This is a genomic window from Methanobrevibacter sp., from assembly GCF_030539875.1.
In the GTDB taxonomy this organism is placed as follows: Archaea; Methanobacteriota; Methanobacteria; order Methanobacteriales; family Methanobacteriaceae; genus Methanocatella.
This window is the reverse complement of the sequence record NZ_JAUNXI010000010.1, coordinates 37,104-58,001: the sequence shown is the minus strand read 5'-3', so window position 1 is coordinate 58,001 and position 20,898 is coordinate 37,104. Positions and strand designations below refer to the sequence as shown.

The following is a 20,898-nucleotide window of genomic DNA, read 5'->3' as shown; positions in this document are numbered from 1 at the left end:
CAATTTAAATTTTGTGATTTTGTTCCAGAGTTTTCATGATTTCGTACAGATGAGGATAAAACTTGAAATGGATGTCAATCTATTGATGATTCTTTGTTTGTTTCAAGAAATGGTGATGAGTATTTTAATCCAGTGGTTCTAGGGATGTTGTTAAAAATGGTATTTATTATAGAAAATTAATTTTTTTTTAACAATTGGGGAACAAAACTGTGTTGTACAGAAATATAAATGTAATAAATGTGGCCATGTAATCTATGCTGATTTAACAAGTATTGTTAATGAAAATGCTAATATATTATTCCTGTAATTGAATATATTGGGTATTTATGCAGTTATTTTAATGGAAGTCTTCATAAAATTTGTAATTCTTTAAAAAAAGAACATAACATTGAAATCTCAAATCAGAGTATAGAAAACATTATTTTTAAAGTCAGAATATGAAATTAAGCATGAAAATTGGAGTTTTTCTGGATATTATTTATTTGATGTTATTTGGGTTAAAAAGAATGGAAATTTGATGTATCTTTTAGTTTTATTCGACTTAGAACTAAATACAAAAGTGGCCAAAGAATTGGTCGATTCAGAGGCAGTGGACAACGTATACAACATTTTAAATCAATCACTAAGTAATCAAAAGAAAAATTGTATAATGACTGATTTAAAACAAGAATAAAGAGTAGCAATTGATAGATTATAAATTAAACAACAATTCTGCACATTTCACACAAAACAATTAATGAACAGGGAAATTAGAGACCATATTGCTAAAAACAACACTTCTAAAGAAGAAATAAAAATAATTCAAGACTATAAAGAATATTTTTCGATATTATTGATACTGATTCAATGAATAATGCTAAAGAAAAAAGAAACAAAATATTTTATTTAGATTCAAACGTTCCATCAGTTATTCGTAAATTACCATCTAATTTGATAATTCCTAAATTTAAAAAACTTACGAATTACCTCATCGACTCAAAAATTGCAATCACATCCAATAAAATTGACAATTGCTTCCTAAAAAACTTCTCAAAACACATAAAAAAATTATTAAAAACAGATAAATGAATTTTAAAAAGATTTGATTTAAAATTAAAGTATTGGGACGAAGACAATGCGATTTACTAAAAATCACTTAAATTTTTGAAAGAACTCAAATTTTTCATTTCCAAAAGCTTTTTAATCATTAATGATATAATATTATTGTTATGAAAATTTAACTATTTTCTGATATTGATTTTTAAGGAGTTATTAAATGACTTGTAGTATTTTAGTTGGTGGTGCCTGGGGCGATGAAGGTAAAGGAAAATGTATTACTTACCTTTGCGGCAATGATAAACCAGATATTATAGCTCGTGCAGGAGTTGGACCCAATGCGGGCCATTCTGTAGTGTTTAATGGAGAGAAATATGGTTTAAGATTAACCCCTTCTGGTTTCGTACATACTGATGCTAAACTCATGATTGGAGCAGGAGTTTTAGTAAATCCTGATGTATTATTTGATGAATTTGATAAATTAAAGAAGTATAACGTAAAAGAAAGAATGTGCGTCGATCCTAGATGTGCAATTATTACAGAGAATCACAGAAGCAGAGATAAAAGCTCTGAACATTTAGCTAAAAAAATCGGAAGTACAGGTTCCGGCTGCGGACCTGCAAATTCTGACAGGGTGATGAGAACAATCGATTTGGCCCGTGATGTTCCTGAACTTGAGGAATACATTACTGATGTGTCAGTTGCCTGTAATGAAGCTATTGACAATGGTGAGGATGTATTTATCGAAGGGTCTCAAGGTTTTGCTTTATCCCTTTATTATGGAACCTATCCGTTTGTAACCAGTAAAGATACTACTGCATCTACTTTTGCTGCTGACGTAGGTGTCGGCCCGACTAAAGTGGATGAAGTCATTAATGTATTTAAAGCTTACATCTCTCGTGTTGGTGAAGGACCGTTTCCAACTGAAATGAGCCAAAAAGAAGCTGAAGAAAAAGGACTTGAAGAATACGGTGTTGTAACCGGAAGACGCAGAAGAATAGGATACTTTGACATGGAACTTGCAAAGGAATCATGCAGAATCAACGGCGCAACTCAAATAGCTTTAACATGTGTTGACAAATTATATCCGAATTGTGCAAGAACACAGGACTATGGTGATTTATCTGCTGAAACTAAGGCTTTCATTGATGAAATCCAATCTGAAACTGGAGTTCCTGTAACTATTATTTCAACAGGTCCTGATTTAAAGGATACTATTGATTTGAGAAAAGAGTTATTATAACTTCTTTTTTTTTCTTTCTTTTCTTTAATACTGAATGTCACTGTTAAAAAGTAATGTTTTTATATCTATTTTTTTATAACTTATTCATGTAGTTAATATTAATTAACGGTGATATGATGAATAAAAAAATTATATTTGTTTTAGTGTTGGTGCTGGCTTTGATTTTAGTAATAGGTTCGGCCAGTATGGGTCTTTTCAACTTTTTGGGAGGAGACGACACTGTAAAGATAGGTTACCTACCTTCAGATCACGATGCGGCGTTATTTGTTGCTGATGCTAAAGGTATGTATAATGACAATAATATTTCCATTGAACTAGTCCAATTTAATAATGGTGGTGATTTAATGACTGCTATGGCTAGTGGTGAAGTGGATGTTGGTTATCTTGGAATTACTCCTGTTTTATCTTCAATTGAAAAAGGAGTCCCTGTTAAAGTTATTTCTTCAGCTCAAACAGAAGGTTCAGGTATTATTGTAACTGATAATTCTGGAATTCAATCTGCAGCTGATTTAAAAGGAAAAACACTTGCAACTCCTGGGGAAGCTTCTATTCAACATTCCCTACTTGTTTACTATTTGAATCAAACCGGTTTGACTATTGATGATGTTAATGTGTCTGCAATGAAAGTTCCTTCAATGAATGATGCATTAAAAGCAGGTCAGATTGATGGTATCATTACTTATCAGCCTTATGTGTCCATTGCTGAAAATCAAAGCAATGCTCATGTATTGGCTGATTCTTCTGAAATCTTGCCGGACCATCCATGTTGTGTGGTTGTTGCTTCTGATGATTTCATCAAAAACCATGAAGATCAAGCAAAAACTATTGTAAAAATCCATGAAAATGCAACTGAATTCATCAATGAAAATGTTAAAGATGGCAATGCAGATAAAGTTGTAAAACTCTTGCCTGAAGATATTGTATCTGATGCGAGTTTAGAAGCTGATTCTCTAGCTAGTTTCCCATTTATTTCTGGTATTGATAATGATTTCAAAGCAGATGTAGATGAATTCCAAACACTTGAAGTAAGCATTGGCCTTTTAAATAAAACCATTCCTCAAGATAAAATATACTGGGAAGCATAGTTAATTAACTATGCTTTTAATTTTCTTTTTTTTTGACTTTAAAATTTTATAGGCCTAAATTTGTTTTCAACCAACAATTTATTTATAATAAAATTTATCCTTTTTTGGTCTTTAAAGAGTAAACAGACATTGTTAAAAAGATAAATGCAAATATTGTCAATGCAAGTAGATCCATCCAAATCATATCAATACCCCATCCCTTAATCATGACTGCACGGGAAGCCCTTGCAGCATAAGTAGGTGGTATTAAATAAGATAATGGTCTAAGCCACTGAGGAATTGCTTCTATTGGCCAAAATATTCCGGAAAGTAAGAATGCTGGAAGCACTACAAATGGAATAAATTGAATAGCTTGTTCAACTCTATCGGCAAGATTAGAAAGCAATATTCCTAAAGATTGACATACAATAGCTAAAAGGGATATTCCTAAAATGGCAATTAGGACATTTCCAACTATTGTAATATTAAACACTAATATTCCAATTATAATCAGTATTGCAGATTGAATTATGCCGATTATACTAAAAGCAATACCATAACCTAATATGATTTCAGTTTCAGTAAGAGGGGTTGCTAAAATCCTTTCTAATGTGCCTGAAACTCTTTCACCTACAAAGGATATGAGAGTAAGTAATATCGTTAAAATATAAACAACAAAGGACATTATTCCCGGAACAAAGAAATCAATGAATTCGGCATTTTTTCCATAAACTGGATTTTCATTAATGTTAACCGGAGATTTAAATCCTTCTTTATCAAATGTTATTTTTTGAGCATCTGTTAAAGAACTATATATTGCAGTTTTAATATTCACAATACTTTCATCAGCTTTAACCGTTATATCAGAATTTGATGAGTTAGAATTTTTAACACCTGAAAAAACATCTTTTGTAAAGTTAGGTGGAAAACTAATAACTGCATAAACCTCACCTCTTTCAACCTTATCTAATGCTTGATTTTCATTATCCATATATTGTATGTTTATTGTTTTATCATCAATATTGGAGAGTATGTCTTGAGATAAAGATTTAAAACCTTCTCCATGAACTGTAAATCCTTCATCATGATTTACAACAATTACATCTATATTTTCAACATCTCCACTGAAAGCAATCCCAAATACAGTCATTGCAAGTATTGGTGCAAGTATAATAAGACCCATTGTCCGTTTATCATTTTTTATATCTGTGAATATTCTCTTTGTAACTGCAAAAATTCTATTAAATTTCATCTATCACACATCCTAGAAAATTTTAAAAATGCATCTTCAAGAGAATCTGTTTCTGTTTCAATAATAAGATCTTTAGGGCTGTTTTCAGCGATTAAATGCCCATGACTTAGGAGACCAATTCTATCACATCGTTCTGCTTCATCCATATAGTGAGTTGTAAGTAGTATTGACACTCCTTTTTCTTTTAGTTTGTTAAAATAATTCCAAAAGGAAATTCTAAGTTCAGGATCAACACCAACAGTTGGTTCATCTAAAATTATCACCTTGGGGTCATGAATTAAAGTACAGGCAAGCGATACTCTATGTTTCATTCCGCCACTTAGATTCTCTATAATTTCATTTCTCCAATCATAAAGGTCGACAAACTTTAAGAGTTCCGTTTCTTTTTCTTTAATTTCATTATTTTTAATACCAAACAAATTAGCATAAAAATTTATATTTTGATGAACAGTCAGCCCGGAATAAAGTGCTGTTTCTTGAGGCATATAACCTATATCAGATGAAATTTTTTTATTTGGAACCTTATTATCAAGTATGTATGCTTCACCAGATGTTGGACTTAATAAACCACATAATATTTTAATAATTGTTGTTTTTCCAGCGCCGTTAGGACCTAAAAGACCATAAATTTCACCTTTTTTTATTCTAAGATTTAAATTATCAAGGGCTCTGAAATCTCCATAACTTTTTCCTAACGAAATGGTTTTTACAGCAAAAATCATAATTGTTCACTCCTGTATTTACGTTACAATAAATATATTTAAATACTTTTTGTAACTAAGATAGTATAAAATAAAACAATAATTGGAGGATAAAATGTCTGTAAATCAAAAAACGATAAATGCTCTAAAAATCCTTGGATTAACAGAATATGAAATTCAAGCATACATCGCAACTATGTCATTAATTTCTGCAACTGCAACAGAAATTAGTCTAGAATCAAAGGTACCAAGATCAAAAGTATATGCAGTACTTAAAAGTCTTTCTAAAAAAGGTTTTGTTGAAATAATAAATGGCAAGCCATTAAAGTTTAATGTAGTACCACCAAATGAAGTATTTGAAAAGTCAAGAAGTTATATTAAAGAACAGCTAGATGAAGCTGAAAATGAACTAAACTTCATATATCAGGACCAAATCCCAAGTGTTCCAGCACCGATATGGTTAATCAATGGAAGTGAAAAAAACTTAAAAAAAGAAATGGAAATAATATCAAGAGCTAAGGAATCAATATTTATTTTAGTTGGTTTAATGTTTAAAGATGAATCCAGACTATTGAAAGATAATCTAGAAAAAGCTATTAAAAAAGGAGTGCATGTAAGATCTATATTTAATGGATCATATGGTGAAGAGGATATTATAAAAGAAATAAGTAAATTGAATCTAGAAATGAAGATAACTCAGACTCCATTTATTAAATTAGTAATAAGGGATAAAAAAGAGATGCTAATAACATTTTGCAAGATTAAAGAAAACAAACCACTACCTAAAACAGCAATGGGAATATGGAACCAATACAATGAATTTGTAGAAATGGTTTATGGTATTTATAATTATATATGGTCTACTGAACTTTTAATGAACAAGATTGGACAATAAAATTTCACATAATATTGAAATCATTCTCAAAATATATAAAAGCGCTTATAGTCCTATAACGACCAAAATCTGCATATGAGTATAAGCAATTTGATTCTTATGAATAATTTTTATAGTTTCAAGTCTAAACTTTTTACAACCTATCTTTTTTTTAAAAACTAGTATTTTTCGTATTCAAATTTTAAATCAGCTATTGCCTTTTTAGTTTTTTCATCTGAAACTTTATTTATAACTCTCTGATTTTCAATTAATTCGTCCATGTATTTTTTTCTTTTTTCTTCATCCACTATTTTGTATCTTGAAAAGTTAACTAAGGATTCAATCAACGCAGACATTCCTCTGCTGAATGCTGCTGCTCTTTCATCATTAATAACTAATTCTCTGATTTTTCCATATATGAAATAGATATTGCTATCGCCTTTGATTGGGAAATTTTCAGGTGTTTTAATCTCAACATTTTCAACATCGACAATAATGTAAGCTAGAGTGTTTTTAATAATAGCTATTGAGTCATCATCAGTATAATATTCATTGCCTAAACAATCTAGTGTGGCATATGTGAAAACTAATGGGTCTTGTGTTATGTTAACTACGTATTCGTTAGTATCTAGGATATTTTTTAAAGTTTTTGATCCTTCAAAGATGTGGCAATGTACTTTGTCATTACCTAAATATTCAAATGCAAATGCGCCTGCATTTTTCACGCCGTCTTTATTAATGGTGGTTGTAATACATTCATATTGCAAATCTGATTTAATTCCTATTTTGGATAAATCAAATTTCATTTTAATGCGCCTCTTTTTTCAAAGTATTCATTACCTACTTTAATTAATTTCACAAAAAGGTCTGATAAAGTATTCAATGCAGCTTTAAGGTTTTCATCATCTATTTTTTCTATAATTTCATCAATACCTTTAGTATATTCTGGAAACATCACCATTCCATTTTCAAAAAATGGGTCATACTCATTAATGTTAATTTCTGCTTGCGATAAATCGTTTAAGATATCTTCATTTAATTGGTTTAAATCATTAAAACAATCGTTTATGTCTGAAATTATGTCAGTTACTATTTTTTCATCTTCAATTTTTTGAAAAATAGAATTCAACCGAATCAAAGAAATAGTATATAACTCTAAATCAATTTCACCATCCATAATATCACCTAACATGGTTATTATTATGAATTTAATATTTATTAAAGTTTAAAAAAATAAAAAGAGTTAATTTCTCATTTGAGAAATTATAATTTGATTTTAATATCGAGTGCACTGGAACCTTCTTCGTAAACGAAGATCGGGTTAATGTCTAACTCGGATATTTCTGGGAAATCTAAAGTTAATCTAGCTACTCTTTTAATAGCTTCTTTAACTTCTTCAACATCACAAGCTGCTTCTCCTCTGTATCCTGCAAGTAATTCGGATACTTTGGTGGTGCTGATTTGCTCATCGATTTCTTGTGAGCTCATACCTTTTGCAAGGTTGAATGAAACATCTTCAATGAGGTTAACATAGATTCCACCCATACCGAATGCAATCATCGGTCCGAATTGTTCGTCACGAATCATACCAACAATAACTTCTTCACCGGAATCCATCATTTTTTGCACTTCTACGCCATCAGGGACAATGTCTGGATGTGCTGCTTTTGCATTTGCGATAATTTCATCAAAGGTTGCTTTAGCTTCTTCAGCACTGTTGATTCCGACTTTTACTCCGCCAATATCTGATTTGTGTAAAATTTTATCAGATGCGATTTTAAGCACAACCGGGAATTCCATTTCTTCTGCAAGCTGGGCTGCTTCTTCAGCACTTGTTGATAATTTTATTGGTGCTGCAGAAATTCCGTATGCCTCAGCAACAGCATATGCTTCACTGCCGAGTAAAGTATCTCTGCCGTCTGCTTTCACTTTGTCAAAAATAGCTTTTACAGCATCTTTATCAACATCACTTATGTTATCAATAACATCGTCATATACTCTGTTTTCGAGTTTTGCATATCTTGTCATTGCTTGAAGCGCTTTTACTGCAGTTTCAGGGAATACGTATGTTGGTACGCCGTTTTCTCTTAAAATATCATTTGCTTTTTCAAAGGACGGACCGCCCATGTTTACAACAATAATAGGTTTGTCAAATTCTTTTCTCTCTTCTAAGATTGCATTTGCAATTCCGTCAGGGTCTGCAGATGCGGTAGGACAAACCATAACGATTAAACTGTCAACATTGTCCTGACTTAATACGATTTCTAATGATTCTTTGTATCTGTGTACCGGTGCATCTCCCAGTACGTCAATAGGGTTTTTTGCACTTCCTTCTTCAGTAACACATTTTTTCAGTTTTGCAGTGGTTTCCTCGTCAAACTGAGCAAGTTTCAATCCGGTTTTTTCCATTGCGTCTACGGTAACTACTCCTCCACCACCGGCATTAGTGACAATTGCCACATGGTCTCCTTTTGGAAGCGGTGCTTTGGAGAATGCTAAACCTAAGTCAAATAATTCTGCCATGGTTTCTACACGGATAATTCCTGATTGGCGAAAAGCGGTATCAAATGCCAAGTCACTTCCTGCAAGTGCTCCTGTGTGGGATGATGCTGCTTCTGCTCCTGCGGAACTTGAACCTGATTTAAGTACGATAATCGGTTTTTTATGTGCAGTTTCCCTCATGGTTCTTATAAAGTCTTCATCTTCAGAAATAGATTCTAAGTAACAGATGATTACTTTTGTCTCATCATCTTCTGCCAGGTATTGTAATAATTCAATTTCACTTACTCCTGCTTTGTTACCTAAACTTATAACTTTACTGAATCCAATTCCGGAAGTTACACTCCAGTCGATGATAGCTACCATCATAGCTCCACTTTGTGAAATAAATGCCATATTTCCTTCTGGTGGCATCATTTGTGAAAATGATCCGTTTAACGGTGTATGTGAATCAGTAATTCCTAAACTATTTGGTCCAATAATATTTATAGCATATTCTTTACCAAGTGCTGTTAACTCAGCTTCTAATTTAGCACCTTCTTCCCCCACTTCTTTAAAACCAGCAGTAATAACTACCATGTTTTGCACACCGATTTCACCACATTCTTTAACAACAGTATTTACAAATACTGATGGAATGGTAATTATTGCCAAGTCTACTGTTTCTGGGATGTCTTTTATATTTGCATATGCTTTTTTACCTAAAATTTCGCCGCCTTTAGGGTTTACAGGATAAATTGTGCCTTTAAAACCATCGTTGATAAGATTATCGACTATGATGTGCCCAACTTTTCCTGGCGTATTGGATGCTCCAATTACAGCGACAGATTTCGGTTTAAACATTTTATTGAGATCTATCATAAGTTTGTCTCCTTATTGATTTAATCAATAATTTATAATGATAAATAATTATAAATTATGGTAATTGTAATTTATGTTATACTATTATTTAAATATATTGTTTAACAATTAAATTAATCTGCTAATTGATAGTTTTAAGAAATTTTAACACTTCTTTTTTATTTATTGCAAACAAACAACATCTTTCATTTTATTTCAATCTAATATTAACCTTTATAATATAGGATTTGTATATAAATATATAGATTTGTTAAAAAATTGATATTTCAAATATTTTAAACATATTTAGTCAAATATCAAAATTAGGAGATAATATGAGCTTAATTATTGCTTACATAGGTAAAAAAGGATGTGTAATGGCAGCGGATAAAAGAAGAATAGGATATTTTGGTGATAAGGAGAATTTAAAGTTATTGGAAGAGGAATTATACAGCGGATCAATCGGTAATGATGATGAATTTTTATCAAAGGCATCAGAACTTGGAATTTCAATTAAGATTACTGACGATGCCAGCAAATTGAAGGTAGTCGGAAACTCCATCCGCGGGGAAGTAAGTACTAAAGGAACTTTCGAGACAAAAAGAAGAAGGATTTACGGAACAACCAACGGTTATCAGATTATCGAATTATTGGGTTCTGAAGTTAAGTCACGTAAAGCAGGTGAAAGCGGAGTTATTATTTTCGGTAATAATTATGCAAAGCAATTGGCTGAAACTTTAATTTCAAGAAAATGGAAAGCATCTTTTAGTTTAAGGTATATGGGAGATGTATTTGAAAGCATATTAAAAGAGGTTTCTTCTAAAACACCTACTGTCGGTGACAACTGTGACGTGCTAATGCAGCAACCAAAATTCACAGCATCCGACGCCCAGAAACATTTAAACATAACTATTGACAACGATATTAAAGTATTGACTAAGTTCAGACAGGAACTGACTGAACAGCTTGTCCAACAGAGCATTGAAATAGACCTTGCAAATAAAATACTTGATGAAGGTAAAATAGGTCGTGTGGTGTCTGTTGATGGAAATATGTTGCAGATTCAATTAAATGATAAGACACAGGCTTTAAAAGCAGACGGCAGTTGGAAACAGTTGGCTGGGCCTGGACAAAATGTATTAATGATTACTGAAAAGGATGATGTGGAAATCGGAGATGAAGTTGTTATTGAAGACGAAAACCTCTGCCTTAAAAAAGATAAATCCTCTCTTAAATGTGATATAATTTTATGTTCATTATAAAGGCGGTTTAAATGAAAATTACATTTTTAGGAAGTGGCGGGGGAAGGTTTTCCGCTATTTCCCAGAGAAGGATGACTGGGGGTTTTAGAATTGATAATCTCAATGGCAAGAATTATCACATAGATCCAGGTCCTGGAGCCCTTGTTAGAACTTACCAATTCGGATTTGATCCCCGTAATTTAAATGGTGTTTTTGTTTCCCATGCACACACAGACCATTATAATGATGCTGAAATTCTCATAGAAGCAATGACTAAAGGAATGACTAAACAGAAAGGTTGTATTTTTGGAAGTGCAAGTGTTTTAAAAGGCTTTGAGAAATGGGGGCCATGTATTTCCGATTACCATCAGTCAAAGTCAAAAGTATTTGTAATGAACCCTGATAAGGTTTGTGAAGTTGACGGGATTAAGATAAAAGGTACTGAAACCCACCACGGCGATCCTGTAGGTGTTGGATTTCAAATAGATTATAATGGATTTAAATTATCCTACACTGCAGATACCAGCTATTTTGATGATCTGGCTTATTATCATGAAGGTGCAGACATACTGATGGCCAGTGTGTTAAGGCCGGGAGATAAAACAATACCTGGACATATGTGTTCACATGACTTTATTGCCTTGATTGAGAAAGTAAAACCGAAAGTTGCTGTAATGACTCATTTGGGCCTTAAAATGATATCCAATAATCCTGTTGTTGAAGCTAAAAAGATTTCTAAAGAGACAGGAGTTAAAACAATAGCTGCATTTGACGGATTGTCATTTAATATAAACTATAACAACCCTAAAAAATTCAGGCTGATCTCACTTAAGGACGTTGAATCTTCAGTTCACAGCACTAGTCATTCATTATTCAACAGCGGCAGAAGGAACTCATATCAGGCTTCCTTTAAAAATAAAGAGTTTGATGAGCTTTCCATAATAAAGAGAAATTAAATTTTTCTCTCTAAGTTGGTGGGATGGATAAATCCTGAGCGAATCATATGGTCTGCAAGAACAATTGCAGTACTTGATTCGGCCACTGCAGTTACTCTAGGACAGATACAGGGGTCATGACGTCCTTTAATTTCTATTTTTTCATTTTCCATTTTTTCTAAGTTGACTGAATCCTGACATTTTGAAATTGATGGTGTAGGTTTGATTGCTATTCTTGAAACAATGGGCATTCCATTGCTCATTCCGCCGATAATTCCTCCTGAATTATTGGTTTTTGTTGTTATTTTATTGTCATTAATTTGGTATTCATCGTTAATCTCGGAGCCGGAATAATTGCTTACATCAAAACCAAGGCCGATTTCAACCCCTTTAACAGCTCCGATATTCATTAAAATTCTTGCAAGGTCTCCGTCAAGTCTCTCAAAAATAGGTTCTCCTAATCCTTGAGGAACTCCAACGGCTATTGTTTCTACAATTCCTCCAACAGAATCCCCTTCCTGCTTTTTAGCCAAAATCAGTTTTTCCATTTTTTGAGCGGCTTTTAAATCAGCGCATCTGATTGGGTTTTTTTCGATGTTGTCTTTTATGGTGATGTATTCCTGCGCTTCGGCTTTAATATTTCCGATTTGAGTAACGTGGGATATGATTTCGATTCCTTGCGTTTTTAAAAGTTTTTTAGCTATTGCGCCACCGATAACATGTCCGACAGTAACTCTTCCGCTTCCTCTGCCTCCGCCATTATAGTCATAGTTTCCATACTTCATCATCCAGCCATAATCTCCGTGAGATGGGCGGGGTGTATTTTTAAATTGCGAATAGTCTTTGGAATGTTGGTTTTTATTAAAAATAACGCCTGTAATTGGTGTGCCGTCGGTTTTACCTTCAAATATTCCTGAAAGAATCTGAACTTCATCATCTTCTTTTCTGGAAGTGGTTATGCTGCTTGTTCCAGGTTTTCTTTTATCAAGTTCTTTTTGAATGTCCTCTTTTGTTAATTCAAGATTGGCAGGACATCCATCAATAATCGCGCCTACAGCCGGACCGTGACTTGATCCAAAGCTTGTTATTTTAAATTTTTCACCAATTGAGTTTGACATGTTCAACCTCTTTTTAATAACTATTATAATAATATCTGTTTTTAAATTATATTAAAGTCTACCATGAATATGCTGGATTTAATATTTTTCCACAAATTTAATTAATAATTTTAATCTTAATTATAAACTAAGTGATTGTTATGGAATTCCCAACTACAAGAATGAGAAGACTTAGGAAAAATGCCAAAATTAGAGATATTGTTCGTGAAACTAAACTTCTAAAAGAAGACCTGATTTATCCGATATATTTTAAAGAAGAGCTTCAGGCAATGGAGAAAGAGGAAATTTCATCTCTTCCCGGTGAATTTAGATATTCCCTTGATAGTGGTGTTGAATTTGCAAAGAAACTTGAGGCAAAGGGATTAAAATCAATTATTGTATTTGGCATACCGAAAGAAGAAACCAAGGATGAAATCGCATCTCCTGACTATTCTGCTACAGGTATTGTTCAAAAAGCTATTAGAAGACTTAAAAAAGAAACAGATCTTGTTATAATTAGCGATGTATGTTTGTGCCAATACACTTCTCATGGCCATTGCGGTATGATAAAAGAAAATGATGATGCTGACGATGGAATTGAAATTTTAAACGATGAATCACTGCCTTATATTGCAAAAGTCGCATTATCTCATGCAGAGGCAGGTGCCGATATTGTTGCACCTTCGGATATGATGGATGGCAGGGTAAAAGCTATTCGTGAAATTTTAGATGAAAATGGGTATTGTAATGTAATGATCATGTCTTATTCAGCAAAATACGCTTCAGCATTTTATGAACCATTTAGAGTTGCAGCATGTTCATCACCTCATTTAGGTGATAGAAAATCTTATCAGATGGATCCTGGAAATGCAATAGAGGCGATTCGTGAATGCGAACTTGATGTGATTGAAGGATGTGACTTTTTAATGGTAAAACCTGCACTTCCATACCTTGATGTGGTCCGCATGGTTCGCGATGAGTTTATGCTGCCTTTAGTTGCATACAATGTAAGCGGGGAATATTCAATGATTATGGCGGCTATTGAAAAGGGATTCTTGACTGAAAGGGCAATTACAGAATCATTGCTGTCAATAAAAAGAGCAGGGGCAGACTTAATAATCACAAATTTCGCACCCTACCTGCTTTTTAATGATGTGATAGAATGAAAGCAGAAGAAATTGCAAAAATGGCTCAAATCGCTTCAGCCCTTGAAGTAAGCGGATATCCGAAACCTGGAAATGTTCACAGAACTCGTGACTATGAGGATATGGTTTTCGAAGACTTTATAATCAGCGGAATTGTAATTGGAGATGCTGTTCGTGAAGCATGCAGTGAAGTTGATATTGAAAACCCTCTGCTGGGCAAATACATCTTGCAGGCAGTAGCCGAAACCGATAAATGGATTAATAACAACACTAATCTTGGAATCGTCATGATGATTACTCCAATCGCAGCAGCAGCAGCCATTAGCAGTTCATTTGATGAAATCCGTGAAAATGTTAAATTATTGATGGCAAATACTTCTGTTGATGATGCATGTGATTTGTATGATGCAATTAATATTGCAGATGCCGGGGGAATGGGTAATCAGGATGAATATGATGTGGCCAGTGACGATGCCAAAAATGAGCTTAGAGAAAATAAACAGACCATGTATGATGTTTTAAAAATTTCAGCTCCATGGGATATGTTGGCGCGTGAGATGACATCGGACATGCCGGCTGTTTTTGAAATAGGTTATCCTGCTTATCATAAATTGGCACAGGAGAAGTCTAAAAATGACAGTTGCATTTTAACATTCCTGACAATATTGTCACAAGTTCCTGATACCTTAATTTCAAGAAAATACGGGGCAGATGAAGCTATAAAAATTTCTATGATGACTAGGGATTTACTTAATTTAAAAGACGAACCTGATTTTAAGGATAAACTTAAGGAATTTGATGAGTTTCTCTTTAAAAATAAATATAATCCCGGAACAACTGCAGACTTAACGGCAGCTTCAATTTTTGTAAGCTATTTAAAGGATAATTTTCATTAAAAAATTCTCTTCCTTACTTTTTTTTTATTATTTAAGCATCCAAAATGCGTATTTTATCTGATAATCTTTTTCATCACATTTAAAACAGTATTTCAAACAAATGAGTTGTATTTCTTAATTATATAGTTATATTCTCTTTTCAATAACTATTTAAGGATTAAATTCAAGATTATTACATAACTGTGTTGAATTTCAGTTGAAATTTTAAAATTAATGGGGAATTTAAAATGAAAATCGAATACAATAAAAATATTGAATATCCTCCTTTGATTGAAGATTTGGTAAGTGAGCTACTAAAAGATGATTTTGTCCATTTTAAAATATTATGTGCAAATGAAGTTCATCATTTCAACAAAGAAGAAGATACAATCATTAAATTTGAAAGCACATACGTAAAAGAAACTAGGGATAACGGAGATATGCTCTACATAGCTTATCCGGATATTTTTAGAGTTAAACTATATCGGGACGCATCACAATATCTTGAAGATAAAAAGAAATCCGATGCATTCAACGAGGTTGATTGGACAGGCAATAGAATCATATTCTAATCAACTTTTTTATTTTTTTTTTTTTAAGCATCTAAAAATCACTTTTAGGTTGTGTTCTGTTTTTTGTAGTTTGATTTTCGTGTTTTATGTTAAATTCCCAATTTCCCTGATTGGAATCTGTTGTAATCAGATTCTGGTTTTATTTCCCCATACCTCCTGCTTCTTTTCTTCTTTTCATAATTTCTTATTTTTTTCTGTTGTGATAATCGCAAGTTGTTAATTGGGTAAACCTTAGGGAGTTTTATAGTTTTGCTGGTTTAATCAACTAATCATTTCCCAGATATTAATGAATAGCTGCTTTTTAAGACAAATCCGAAAATTAAATATTAAATTGAAGATATCTGATAAAGAAATCAGAATTTCATGGGCAACATGATTTAAAAAATTTTCTTGCAAATGCAAAATCGGATTTCTGCAATGTAATTTTTTTAATAATTTTTTTCTTTATTGTATTTTTTTGATTTTAACATTATCTTTATAAATAATTTTGAACATATATTATTATATTATTAATTTATAATTTTTGGTGTTTAAATGAGTGAGGATATTAAAAAAACCATTAATGAATTGCATATTTACGAAAAGAAACTTTTAAAAGAATTGGAATCAAATCCTGATGCAAATCCTGAAGACATTGCTCGTAAAACCTCTATGGACATTAAATCAGTTATGAGTGCGGCAGGATCTCTTGCTTCAAAAGACATTATTGAAGTGGAAAAGGATGTTGAAGAGGAAATCTCCCTATCTGATGCAGGTTTGGATTTTGCAAATAATAAACTTCCGGAACGTAAAATTCTTGATGTTTTAGCCGATAAAAAAGAGATACACATGAAAGATTTGGCCAGCGCTTCTGGACTTGATAAAAAAGAATCCAACATAGCTATTGGATGGTTACGTCGTAAAAACTGGGCTCAAATCGATAAGGGTGTTGTTAAAGTCACTGATATGGGAGTTAGTTTTAAAGACAGATTAGGCGATGATGAAGAGTTATTAAGTAAATTGGCCGAAACCAAAAAAATTATCAAAGACAAATTGTCCGATGATTTGTTGGACGGATTTAAAAAGTTAAATGACAGGAAAAATATATTGAATATTAAAAAGAACACCTCACATTCTTTTAAACTTTTGGATAAAGGTGATGCAATTCTTAAACATGGTTTCACTATTCAAAAACAGGCTACTCAATTAACACACCAACAATTAAAGGATGGGGAATGGAAAAATTTACAGTATCGTCCTTACGATATCACTGCTGAAGCTCCAGTTGTTTTTGCAGGTAAAAAGCACCCTCTAAGAATTATCATTGATGAAATTAGGGAAATATTCTTGAATATGGGATTTTCAGAAGACAACGGGCATTATGTTGAATCAGCATTCTGGAACTTTGATTCACTTTTCCAGCCACAGGACCATGCAGCTCGTGAAATGCAGGACACATTCTATTTAAAAAATCCCTTAACCTGCGATTTACCTGATATGGATTTGGTAAAGCTCACTGCTGAAACTCATGAAACCGGTGCGGATACGGGTTCAATCGGCTGGCAATATGATTGGGATGAAGATATTGCGCGCCAGAGTGTTTTAAGAACCCATACAACAGGAATATCTACAAAACATTTATTCCAACATGAACCTCCAATAAAGATGTTTTCAGTTGGAAGGGTATTTAGGAGAGAAACTTTTGATTACAAACACTTGCCTGAGTTCCATCAGGTTGAAGGACTTGTCTGTGATGAGGGCATCAGTTTCCAAAATCTTTTAGGAACTTTAAAAGAGTTTTATAAAAAATTAGGTTTTGAAGTAAGGTTCAGGCCTGCTTACTTCCCATACACTTACTTGTCAACTGAAACCGAAATTTATCTCGAAGAAAAGGAAAGCTGGATCGAGCTTGGAGGGGCAGGAATGTTCAGGCCAGAAGTATTAAAACCTTTAGGCATCAGCCAACCTGCACTGGCTTTTGGTCTGGGCATTGAAAGACTTGCAATGATTAGATATGATGTGGAAGACATTCGTATGCTTTACAAAAGTGATATCAATTGGCTTCGCCAATTGCCTATTGACAGGGGAGTCGAATTATAATGTCAATTAAGCTTGTTTCTTGGAATGTTAACGGCATTAGGGCTGTTTGTAAAAAAGAAGAGTTTTGGAACTGGTTTGATAATGCCGATGCCGACATTATCAACTTTCAAGAAGTAAGGTCCACTAAAGATCAAATTCCTAAGAAATTAGCTGATGCTGACGGTTTTCATCAATTTTTCAATGAAGCTCAAAAGAAAGGGTATAGTGGTGTTGGAACATACTCTAAATTGGAACCTGCTAAAATCGTTAGGGGTTTGGGCATTGAAGAGCTTGACGGTGAAGGAAGAGTTTTAAGAATTGAATATCCTGACTTTATTTTATTTAATATTTATTTCCCGAATAGCGGCATGAAAGCTAAAAGACTGGACTTTAAAGTTGAATTCTGCAATGCTTTATTGGACCAGCTTGTTGATTTGAAAAACAGGGGGAAAAATTTGGTTATCACCGGTGATTATAATATTGCCCACAATCCGATTGATGTTTATAATCCTAAAAACTGTGAGGGAAAATCAGGGTATTTGCCTGAAGAACGTGAATGGCTTGATAAATTAGAAGAAGCGGGTTTTGTTGATACTTTTAGAATCTTTGACAAAGGCGAGAATAACTTTACCTGGTGGAGTTACAGGACTCGTGCACGTGAGAGGAATGCCGGCTGGAGATTGGATTATTTTTATGTAAATGAGGAAATGAAAAATAATGTAAAATCTGCCGGAATATTAAATGATGTATATGGTTCTGACCACTGTCCTGTGACCCTGGAGCTTGATTTTTTAAAATAAACAGTTATTGGTGATTACAGTACTGTTTTCACATCACCAATATCATCAATGATTGTAATATCTAATTTTTCTTTTTTAATGTAATCCCTGTCTTCTTCTGTAATAACTGAATTTACAAGAATAGCACTCATTCCAGCATTAACTGCACCTAAAGCATCTTCTTTAAGTTTATTTCCAATCATTACGGATTTTTCAGGATTGCCGTCCATCTTTCTAAGTGCAACATCATAAATCAGCTTGTTGGGCTTTTCCTTACCAACCTCTTCAGATGTGATTACTGCATCGAAAAATGAATAAACGTTGAGTCTGACTAGTTTTTCCCATTGCTTAATTGTTATTCCATTTGAGATTACTGCTAAACGATATCCCTGGCTTTTAAGGTAAATTAATGTGTCGATAGTTTCTGCATAAGGTCTTAAAAGTGCCATTTTAACATTGTGGTATGTAACTATCCCCAGAGCTATAAGCATAGGATCTTCATGGCCCAATACTACTTGGGTTAATACATTAAAGTGTCTGTTGTAATTTGATCCTTTCTCACGTATGATTGTTTTTAAAACACCATAGGCCTCATCCTTATCAAGAGGTAAACCGTTGTCCACCATCAATCCGATAGCTGCTTTTCTTGCAGTTTCAGCAAAGTTTGAAGTATCCAATAATGTTCCATCTATATCAAAAAAGACTACGCGGTCATCATTATTTTTAATCATATGGTTCTTTATATAATTTTAAAAATATTTAAATTTTTAGAAGAAAGCATCTAAACTTTGTTGGATTTCACCGCGGGCCATATCTTCCAGGTCCCTTTTTGTATATCCGAAGGAGTACATTATCCTTTCAATAGCCGGAATTAACTGGTTGTTGATGTAGTAATCCTTGTCATACTCAAATCCTTCACTATACTCATAAGGAACGGCTCTTTGGCTAATTGAACCTTTTCCTTTAACAATTATATACTGGATAATTGTTCCCCGCGCAACTTTAATGCCGTGCTCTTCGATTTTTCTTGCAGCCACTACGTGAGGTCCGATTTGTTTGTATTTATCAAGGGGTTTGGTGATTTGTGTATGTATAATCATTTCCTTTTTGTCAATTTCACCGTTTTTAATCTTTTTTAAAACTTTTTTAACGTGGGCAATGGCTTTATCAGAATCTCCTTCTTTTAAAATGGCCATCAAAACAGATTCCTGTGTTTTCTTAACGATAGGCGCCCAGTCTCTTCTAACAAGTTCCAATCCCTTGGCTATAATTTCCCCATCTTCAATTACGGCATATCTTTTTTTACTTACGAAAAATCCTCTTCTGTAAAATCCCTCATACTCTAATTCCATGCTTTCTGGAAGGGTTGAGTTAAGATATTTCAAGAATATCTGGGCCTGGGCCTTGATTTCCTCTTCAAGTTCTAACTGTTCTTTTGTCTCACTTACCAAAACTGACACCTAATTTAGATTTTGATTTAGCTATTAATAATATTTTTCTAAAACAACTTTTTGAAATTATTTCAATTTTCATGCCTTATTATGATAATATTTGCTCAATACTGTCTTTAAATTACTTTTCAAATGCTCTTAGGTGTTTTTTATATGTTGAATTAAATATAATATGTTTGAGGTTTGATATAATGAAAAAAAGGTTAATTTCAAGCTATGATGAGGTAAGTGATACTTTTGTTGGGAAAGTTGACGGACAAAAGGGTTTTTGCGCCGATTTTGACATTTCAGGTGGAATCTTTTTGGGAATTGATAAAAACAATTTTCCAAATTCAATTTATGTAAAAAATGCCTCTGAAGTGTTAAATATACCGAAACAGATTTTGGAAAATTCGAATGTTAAAATAAAGATAAACTGTGATAGAATATGTTTGCATTTCAACATGTCTATCGAGGATTTGAGCATCTGTTCGGTTAAATGTAAAAACAAATTCCAGATTCCCTACATGAATTTTGAAATGGATAGTAACTATTAAGTTACTGTCCTAATTAACTTTATAATATAATAATGTTAAATATTAAGATAACTCTTATACAGGAGGAAGATATCTTGGAAAACCCAAAAATTAATGTTGGCTCAGGAGATGAAATTGTAATTGTGGTTCCTGAGGATTTCGACAGCGATGAGTTAGTAATAGATTTAGATGAATTAGGTATTGATGTTGAAAGTTTAGATGATGATGTTAATATCGTTATTCAGGTAGAAGGCGCTGATGAAGTAGAAGAAGAATTTGTTGATGATGAAATCGTTGAGGAGCCAATGGAATGGTTTTTCGATGATGACCCATATGGTATCGTATATTATGAATTTGTTGATGAAAACTGATAATAGGTGGAATTAATGAATAAGGATATTCCATATTATTTTTACGATGAAGAAGGTCAGATAATCTCCAACAAAGAGGCTTACATTGATGACGATGACTTAAAGGAGTTGCTAATATCTTTTTTAGGTGATGATGTTTCACCTGAAGAAATTGATAAAATATTAAAAGCCACTAATGATAAAAGCATGTCTGAAGAAGATTTTGACAAACTAATTGATGAATTCATTTTAAAAAATAAAAAATAAAATTGTCCTTTTTACCTTTTAAAATAAAACATTTATATATGATGATAGAGTAATATTTAATTATCATTATTCATTAAGACTCTTTTTTGCTCTCAAAATTAAGTT

General features: G+C 32.8%; 22 protein-coding genes. 14 read left to right on the top strand and 8 right to left on the bottom strand.

Translation table 11 applies throughout. The annotated features are described in order from the left end of the window. Positions 1-517: 517 nt before the first annotated feature. The 3 genes from Q4Q16_RS05360 (at position 518) to Q4Q16_RS05350 (ending at position 3,363) form a co-directional block, all read left to right on the top strand. Positions 518-673, top strand: a complete 156-nt coding sequence (locus tag Q4Q16_RS05360; protein ID WP_303346695.1) for a hypothetical protein — start codon at positions 518-520, stop codon at positions 671-673. Positions 674-1,255: 582 nt separating this feature from the next. Then, a complete protein-coding gene (locus Q4Q16_RS05355) occupies positions 1,256-2,278 on the top strand; it encodes an adenylosuccinate synthetase (RefSeq protein WP_303346694.1) in 1,023 nt (340 codons plus the stop codon). Positions 2,279-2,394: 116 nt separating this feature from the next. After that, a complete protein-coding gene (locus tag Q4Q16_RS05350) occupies positions 2,395-3,363 on the top strand; it encodes an ABC transporter substrate-binding protein (RefSeq protein ID WP_303346693.1) in 969 nt (322 codons plus the stop codon). A 94-nt stretch (positions 3,364-3,457) separates the two neighbouring features. Here the strand turns inward: Q4Q16_RS05350 and Q4Q16_RS05345 are convergent, their stop codons facing one another. Next, entirely contained in the window at positions 3,458-4,594 is a 1,137-nt protein-coding gene (locus tag Q4Q16_RS05345; RefSeq protein WP_303346692.1) for an ABC transporter permease, read from the bottom strand. Next, positions 4,591-5,316 (bottom strand): ABC transporter ATP-binding protein, encoded by a 726-nt coding sequence (locus Q4Q16_RS05340; RefSeq protein WP_303346691.1) that lies wholly within the window; start codon positions 5,314-5,316, stop codon positions 4,591-4,593. The genes Q4Q16_RS05345 and Q4Q16_RS05340 overlap by 4 nt, the downstream gene beginning before the upstream one ends. 94 nt (positions 5,317-5,410) lie before the next feature. Here Q4Q16_RS05340 and Q4Q16_RS05335 point away from each other — a divergent pair, with 94 nt between their 5' ends. Further along, the gene (locus tag Q4Q16_RS05335; protein WP_303346690.1) at positions 5,411-6,190 is read left to right on the top strand and encodes a TrmB family transcriptional regulator; all 780 of its coding nucleotides are present in this window, start codon (positions 5,411-5,413) and stop codon (positions 6,188-6,190) included. A 158-nt stretch (positions 6,191-6,348) separates the two neighbouring features. Here Q4Q16_RS05335 and Q4Q16_RS05330 read toward each other — a convergent pair whose 3' ends face one another. The 3 genes from Q4Q16_RS05330 to acs form a co-directional block, all read right to left on the bottom strand. After that, positions 6,349-6,975, bottom strand: a complete 627-nt coding sequence (locus tag Q4Q16_RS05330) for a DUF447 domain-containing protein (protein WP_303346689.1) — start codon at positions 6,973-6,975, stop codon at positions 6,349-6,351. Beyond that, positions 6,972-7,346: a hypothetical protein gene (locus Q4Q16_RS05325; RefSeq protein ID WP_303346688.1), complete on the bottom strand. Its 375-nt coding sequence runs from the start codon at positions 7,344-7,346 to the stop codon at positions 6,972-6,974. The genes Q4Q16_RS05330 and Q4Q16_RS05325 overlap by 4 nt, the downstream gene beginning before the upstream one ends. Positions 7,347-7,432: 86 nt before the next feature. Further along, positions 7,433-9,529, bottom strand: a complete 2,097-nt coding sequence (gene acs, locus Q4Q16_RS05320; RefSeq protein ID WP_303346687.1) for an acetate--CoA ligase alpha subunit — start codon at positions 9,527-9,529, stop codon at positions 7,433-7,435. 314 nt (positions 9,530-9,843) lie between these two features. Here acs and Q4Q16_RS05315 point away from each other — a divergent pair, with 314 nt between their 5' ends. Further along, complete coding sequence (locus Q4Q16_RS05315) at positions 9,844-10,770, top strand: DUF2121 domain-containing protein (protein WP_303346686.1); 927 nt, start codon at positions 9,844-9,846, stop codon at positions 10,768-10,770. A gap of 11 nt (positions 10,771-10,781) precedes the next feature. Continuing rightward, positions 10,782-11,705 carry an MBL fold metallo-hydrolase gene (locus tag Q4Q16_RS05310; protein WP_303346685.1) on the top strand — a complete coding sequence of 308 codons (924 nt, stop codon included), beginning with the start codon at positions 10,782-10,784 and terminating at the stop codon, positions 11,703-11,705. Here the strand turns inward: Q4Q16_RS05310 and aroC are convergent. Then, complete coding sequence (aroC, locus tag Q4Q16_RS05305; protein WP_303346684.1) at positions 11,702-12,802, bottom strand: chorismate synthase; 1,101 nt, start codon at positions 12,800-12,802, stop codon at positions 11,702-11,704. The two genes, Q4Q16_RS05310 and aroC, sit on opposite strands and share 4 nt — an antisense overlap. Before the next feature lie 140 nt (positions 12,803-12,942). On the opposite strand from aroC, the gene hemB reads away from it, so the two are divergent. The 5 genes from hemB (at position 12,943) to Q4Q16_RS05280 (ending at position 18,231) form a co-directional block, all read left to right on the top strand. After that, complete coding sequence (gene hemB, locus Q4Q16_RS05300) at positions 12,943-13,947, top strand: porphobilinogen synthase (RefSeq protein WP_303346683.1); 1,005 nt, start codon at positions 12,943-12,945, stop codon at positions 13,945-13,947. Then, positions 13,944-14,822: a triphosphoribosyl-dephospho-CoA synthase gene (locus Q4Q16_RS05295; RefSeq protein WP_303346682.1), complete on the top strand. Its 879-nt coding sequence runs from the start codon at positions 13,944-13,946 to the stop codon at positions 14,820-14,822. Before hemB ends, Q4Q16_RS05295 begins: the two co-directional genes overlap by 4 nt. A gap of 227 nt (positions 14,823-15,049) precedes the next feature. Next, entirely contained in the window at positions 15,050-15,373 is a 324-nt protein-coding gene (locus Q4Q16_RS05290; protein ID WP_303346681.1) for a hypothetical protein, read from the top strand. A 534-nt stretch (positions 15,374-15,907) separates the two neighbouring features. After that, complete coding sequence (locus Q4Q16_RS05285) at positions 15,908-17,452, top strand: phenylalanine--tRNA ligase subunit alpha (protein WP_303346680.1); 1,545 nt, start codon at positions 15,908-15,910, stop codon at positions 17,450-17,452. Then, complete coding sequence (locus Q4Q16_RS05280) at positions 17,452-18,231, top strand: exodeoxyribonuclease III (RefSeq protein WP_303346679.1); 780 nt, start codon at positions 17,452-17,454, stop codon at positions 18,229-18,231. The genes Q4Q16_RS05285 and Q4Q16_RS05280 overlap by 1 nt, the downstream gene beginning before the upstream one ends. A gap of 14 nt (positions 18,232-18,245) precedes the next feature. Here the strand turns inward: Q4Q16_RS05280 and Q4Q16_RS05275 are convergent, their stop codons facing one another. Beyond that, positions 18,246-18,941 (bottom strand): TIGR02253 family HAD-type hydrolase, encoded by a 696-nt coding sequence (locus Q4Q16_RS05275; RefSeq protein WP_303346678.1) that lies wholly within the window; start codon positions 18,939-18,941, stop codon positions 18,246-18,248. Between the two features lie 36 nt (positions 18,942-18,977). Continuing rightward, positions 18,978-19,661, bottom strand: a complete 684-nt coding sequence (locus Q4Q16_RS05270) for a DNA polymerase domain-containing protein (protein ID WP_303346677.1) — start codon at positions 19,659-19,661, stop codon at positions 18,978-18,980. 191 nt (positions 19,662-19,852) lie between these two features. Here Q4Q16_RS05270 and Q4Q16_RS05265 point away from each other — a divergent pair, with 191 nt between their 5' ends. From Q4Q16_RS05265 to Q4Q16_RS05255, 3 genes are all read left to right on the top strand, one after another. Next, positions 19,853-20,197 (top strand): hypothetical protein, encoded by a 345-nt coding sequence (locus tag Q4Q16_RS05265; RefSeq protein WP_303346676.1) that lies wholly within the window; start codon positions 19,853-19,855, stop codon positions 20,195-20,197. 74 nt (positions 20,198-20,271) lie between these two features. Next, a complete protein-coding gene (locus Q4Q16_RS05260; RefSeq protein WP_303346675.1) occupies positions 20,272-20,547 on the top strand; it encodes a hypothetical protein in 276 nt (91 codons plus the stop codon). 15 nt (positions 20,548-20,562) lie between these two features. Continuing rightward, positions 20,563-20,793 (top strand): hypothetical protein, encoded by a 231-nt coding sequence (locus tag Q4Q16_RS05255; RefSeq protein ID WP_303346674.1) that lies wholly within the window; start codon positions 20,563-20,565, stop codon positions 20,791-20,793. Positions 20,794-20,898: the final 105 nt, after the last annotated feature.

What these genes read in the sequence shown, in the direction of transcription:
- Q4Q16_RS05360 (WP_303346695.1), top strand. Translation starts at nt 518, where the DNA reads ATGTATCTTTTAGTTTTATTCGACTTAGAACTAAATACAAAAGTGGCC.
- Q4Q16_RS05355 (WP_303346694.1), top strand. Translation starts at nt 1,256, where the DNA reads ATGACTTGTAGTATTTTAGTTGGTGGTGCCTGGGGCGATGAAGGTAAA.
- Q4Q16_RS05350 (WP_303346693.1), top strand. Translation starts at nt 2,395, where the DNA reads ATGAATAAAAAAATTATATTTGTTTTAGTGTTGGTGCTGGCTTTGATT.
- Q4Q16_RS05345 (WP_303346692.1), bottom strand. Translation starts at nt 4,594, where the DNA reads ATGAAATTTAATAGAATTTTTGCAGTTACAAAGAGAATATTCACAGAT.
- Q4Q16_RS05340 (WP_303346691.1), bottom strand. Translation starts at nt 5,316, where the DNA reads ATGATTTTTGCTGTAAAAACCATTTCGTTAGGAAAAAGTTATGGAGAT.
- Q4Q16_RS05335 (WP_303346690.1), top strand. Translation starts at nt 5,411, where the DNA reads ATGTCTGTAAATCAAAAAACGATAAATGCTCTAAAAATCCTTGGATTA.
- Q4Q16_RS05330 (WP_303346689.1), bottom strand. Translation starts at nt 6,975, where the DNA reads ATGAAATTTGATTTATCCAAAATAGGAATTAAATCAGATTTGCAATAT.
- Q4Q16_RS05325 (WP_303346688.1), bottom strand. Translation starts at nt 7,346, where the DNA reads ATGGATGGTGAAATTGATTTAGAGTTATATACTATTTCTTTGATTCGG.
- acs (WP_303346687.1), bottom strand. Translation starts at nt 9,529, where the DNA reads ATGATAGATCTCAATAAAATGTTTAAACCGAAATCTGTCGCTGTAATT.
- Q4Q16_RS05315 (WP_303346686.1), top strand. Translation starts at nt 9,844, where the DNA reads ATGAGCTTAATTATTGCTTACATAGGTAAAAAAGGATGTGTAATGGCA.
- Q4Q16_RS05310 (WP_303346685.1), top strand. Translation starts at nt 10,782, where the DNA reads ATGAAAATTACATTTTTAGGAAGTGGCGGGGGAAGGTTTTCCGCTATT.
- aroC (WP_303346684.1), bottom strand. Translation starts at nt 12,802, where the DNA reads ATGTCAAACTCAATTGGTGAAAAATTTAAAATAACAAGCTTTGGATCA.
- hemB (WP_303346683.1), top strand. Translation starts at nt 12,943, where the DNA reads ATGGAATTCCCAACTACAAGAATGAGAAGACTTAGGAAAAATGCCAAA.
- Q4Q16_RS05295 (WP_303346682.1), top strand. Translation starts at nt 13,944, where the DNA reads ATGAAAGCAGAAGAAATTGCAAAAATGGCTCAAATCGCTTCAGCCCTT.
- Q4Q16_RS05290 (WP_303346681.1), top strand. Translation starts at nt 15,050, where the DNA reads ATGAAAATCGAATACAATAAAAATATTGAATATCCTCCTTTGATTGAA.
- Q4Q16_RS05285 (WP_303346680.1), top strand. Translation starts at nt 15,908, where the DNA reads ATGAGTGAGGATATTAAAAAAACCATTAATGAATTGCATATTTACGAA.
- Q4Q16_RS05280 (WP_303346679.1), top strand. Translation starts at nt 17,452, where the DNA reads ATGTCAATTAAGCTTGTTTCTTGGAATGTTAACGGCATTAGGGCTGTT.
- Q4Q16_RS05275 (WP_303346678.1), bottom strand. Translation starts at nt 18,941, where the DNA reads ATGATTAAAAATAATGATGACCGCGTAGTCTTTTTTGATATAGATGGA.
- Q4Q16_RS05265 (WP_303346676.1), top strand. Translation starts at nt 19,853, where the DNA reads ATGAAAAAAAGGTTAATTTCAAGCTATGATGAGGTAAGTGATACTTTT.
- Q4Q16_RS05255 (WP_303346674.1), top strand. Translation starts at nt 20,563, where the DNA reads ATGAATAAGGATATTCCATATTATTTTTACGATGAAGAAGGTCAGATA.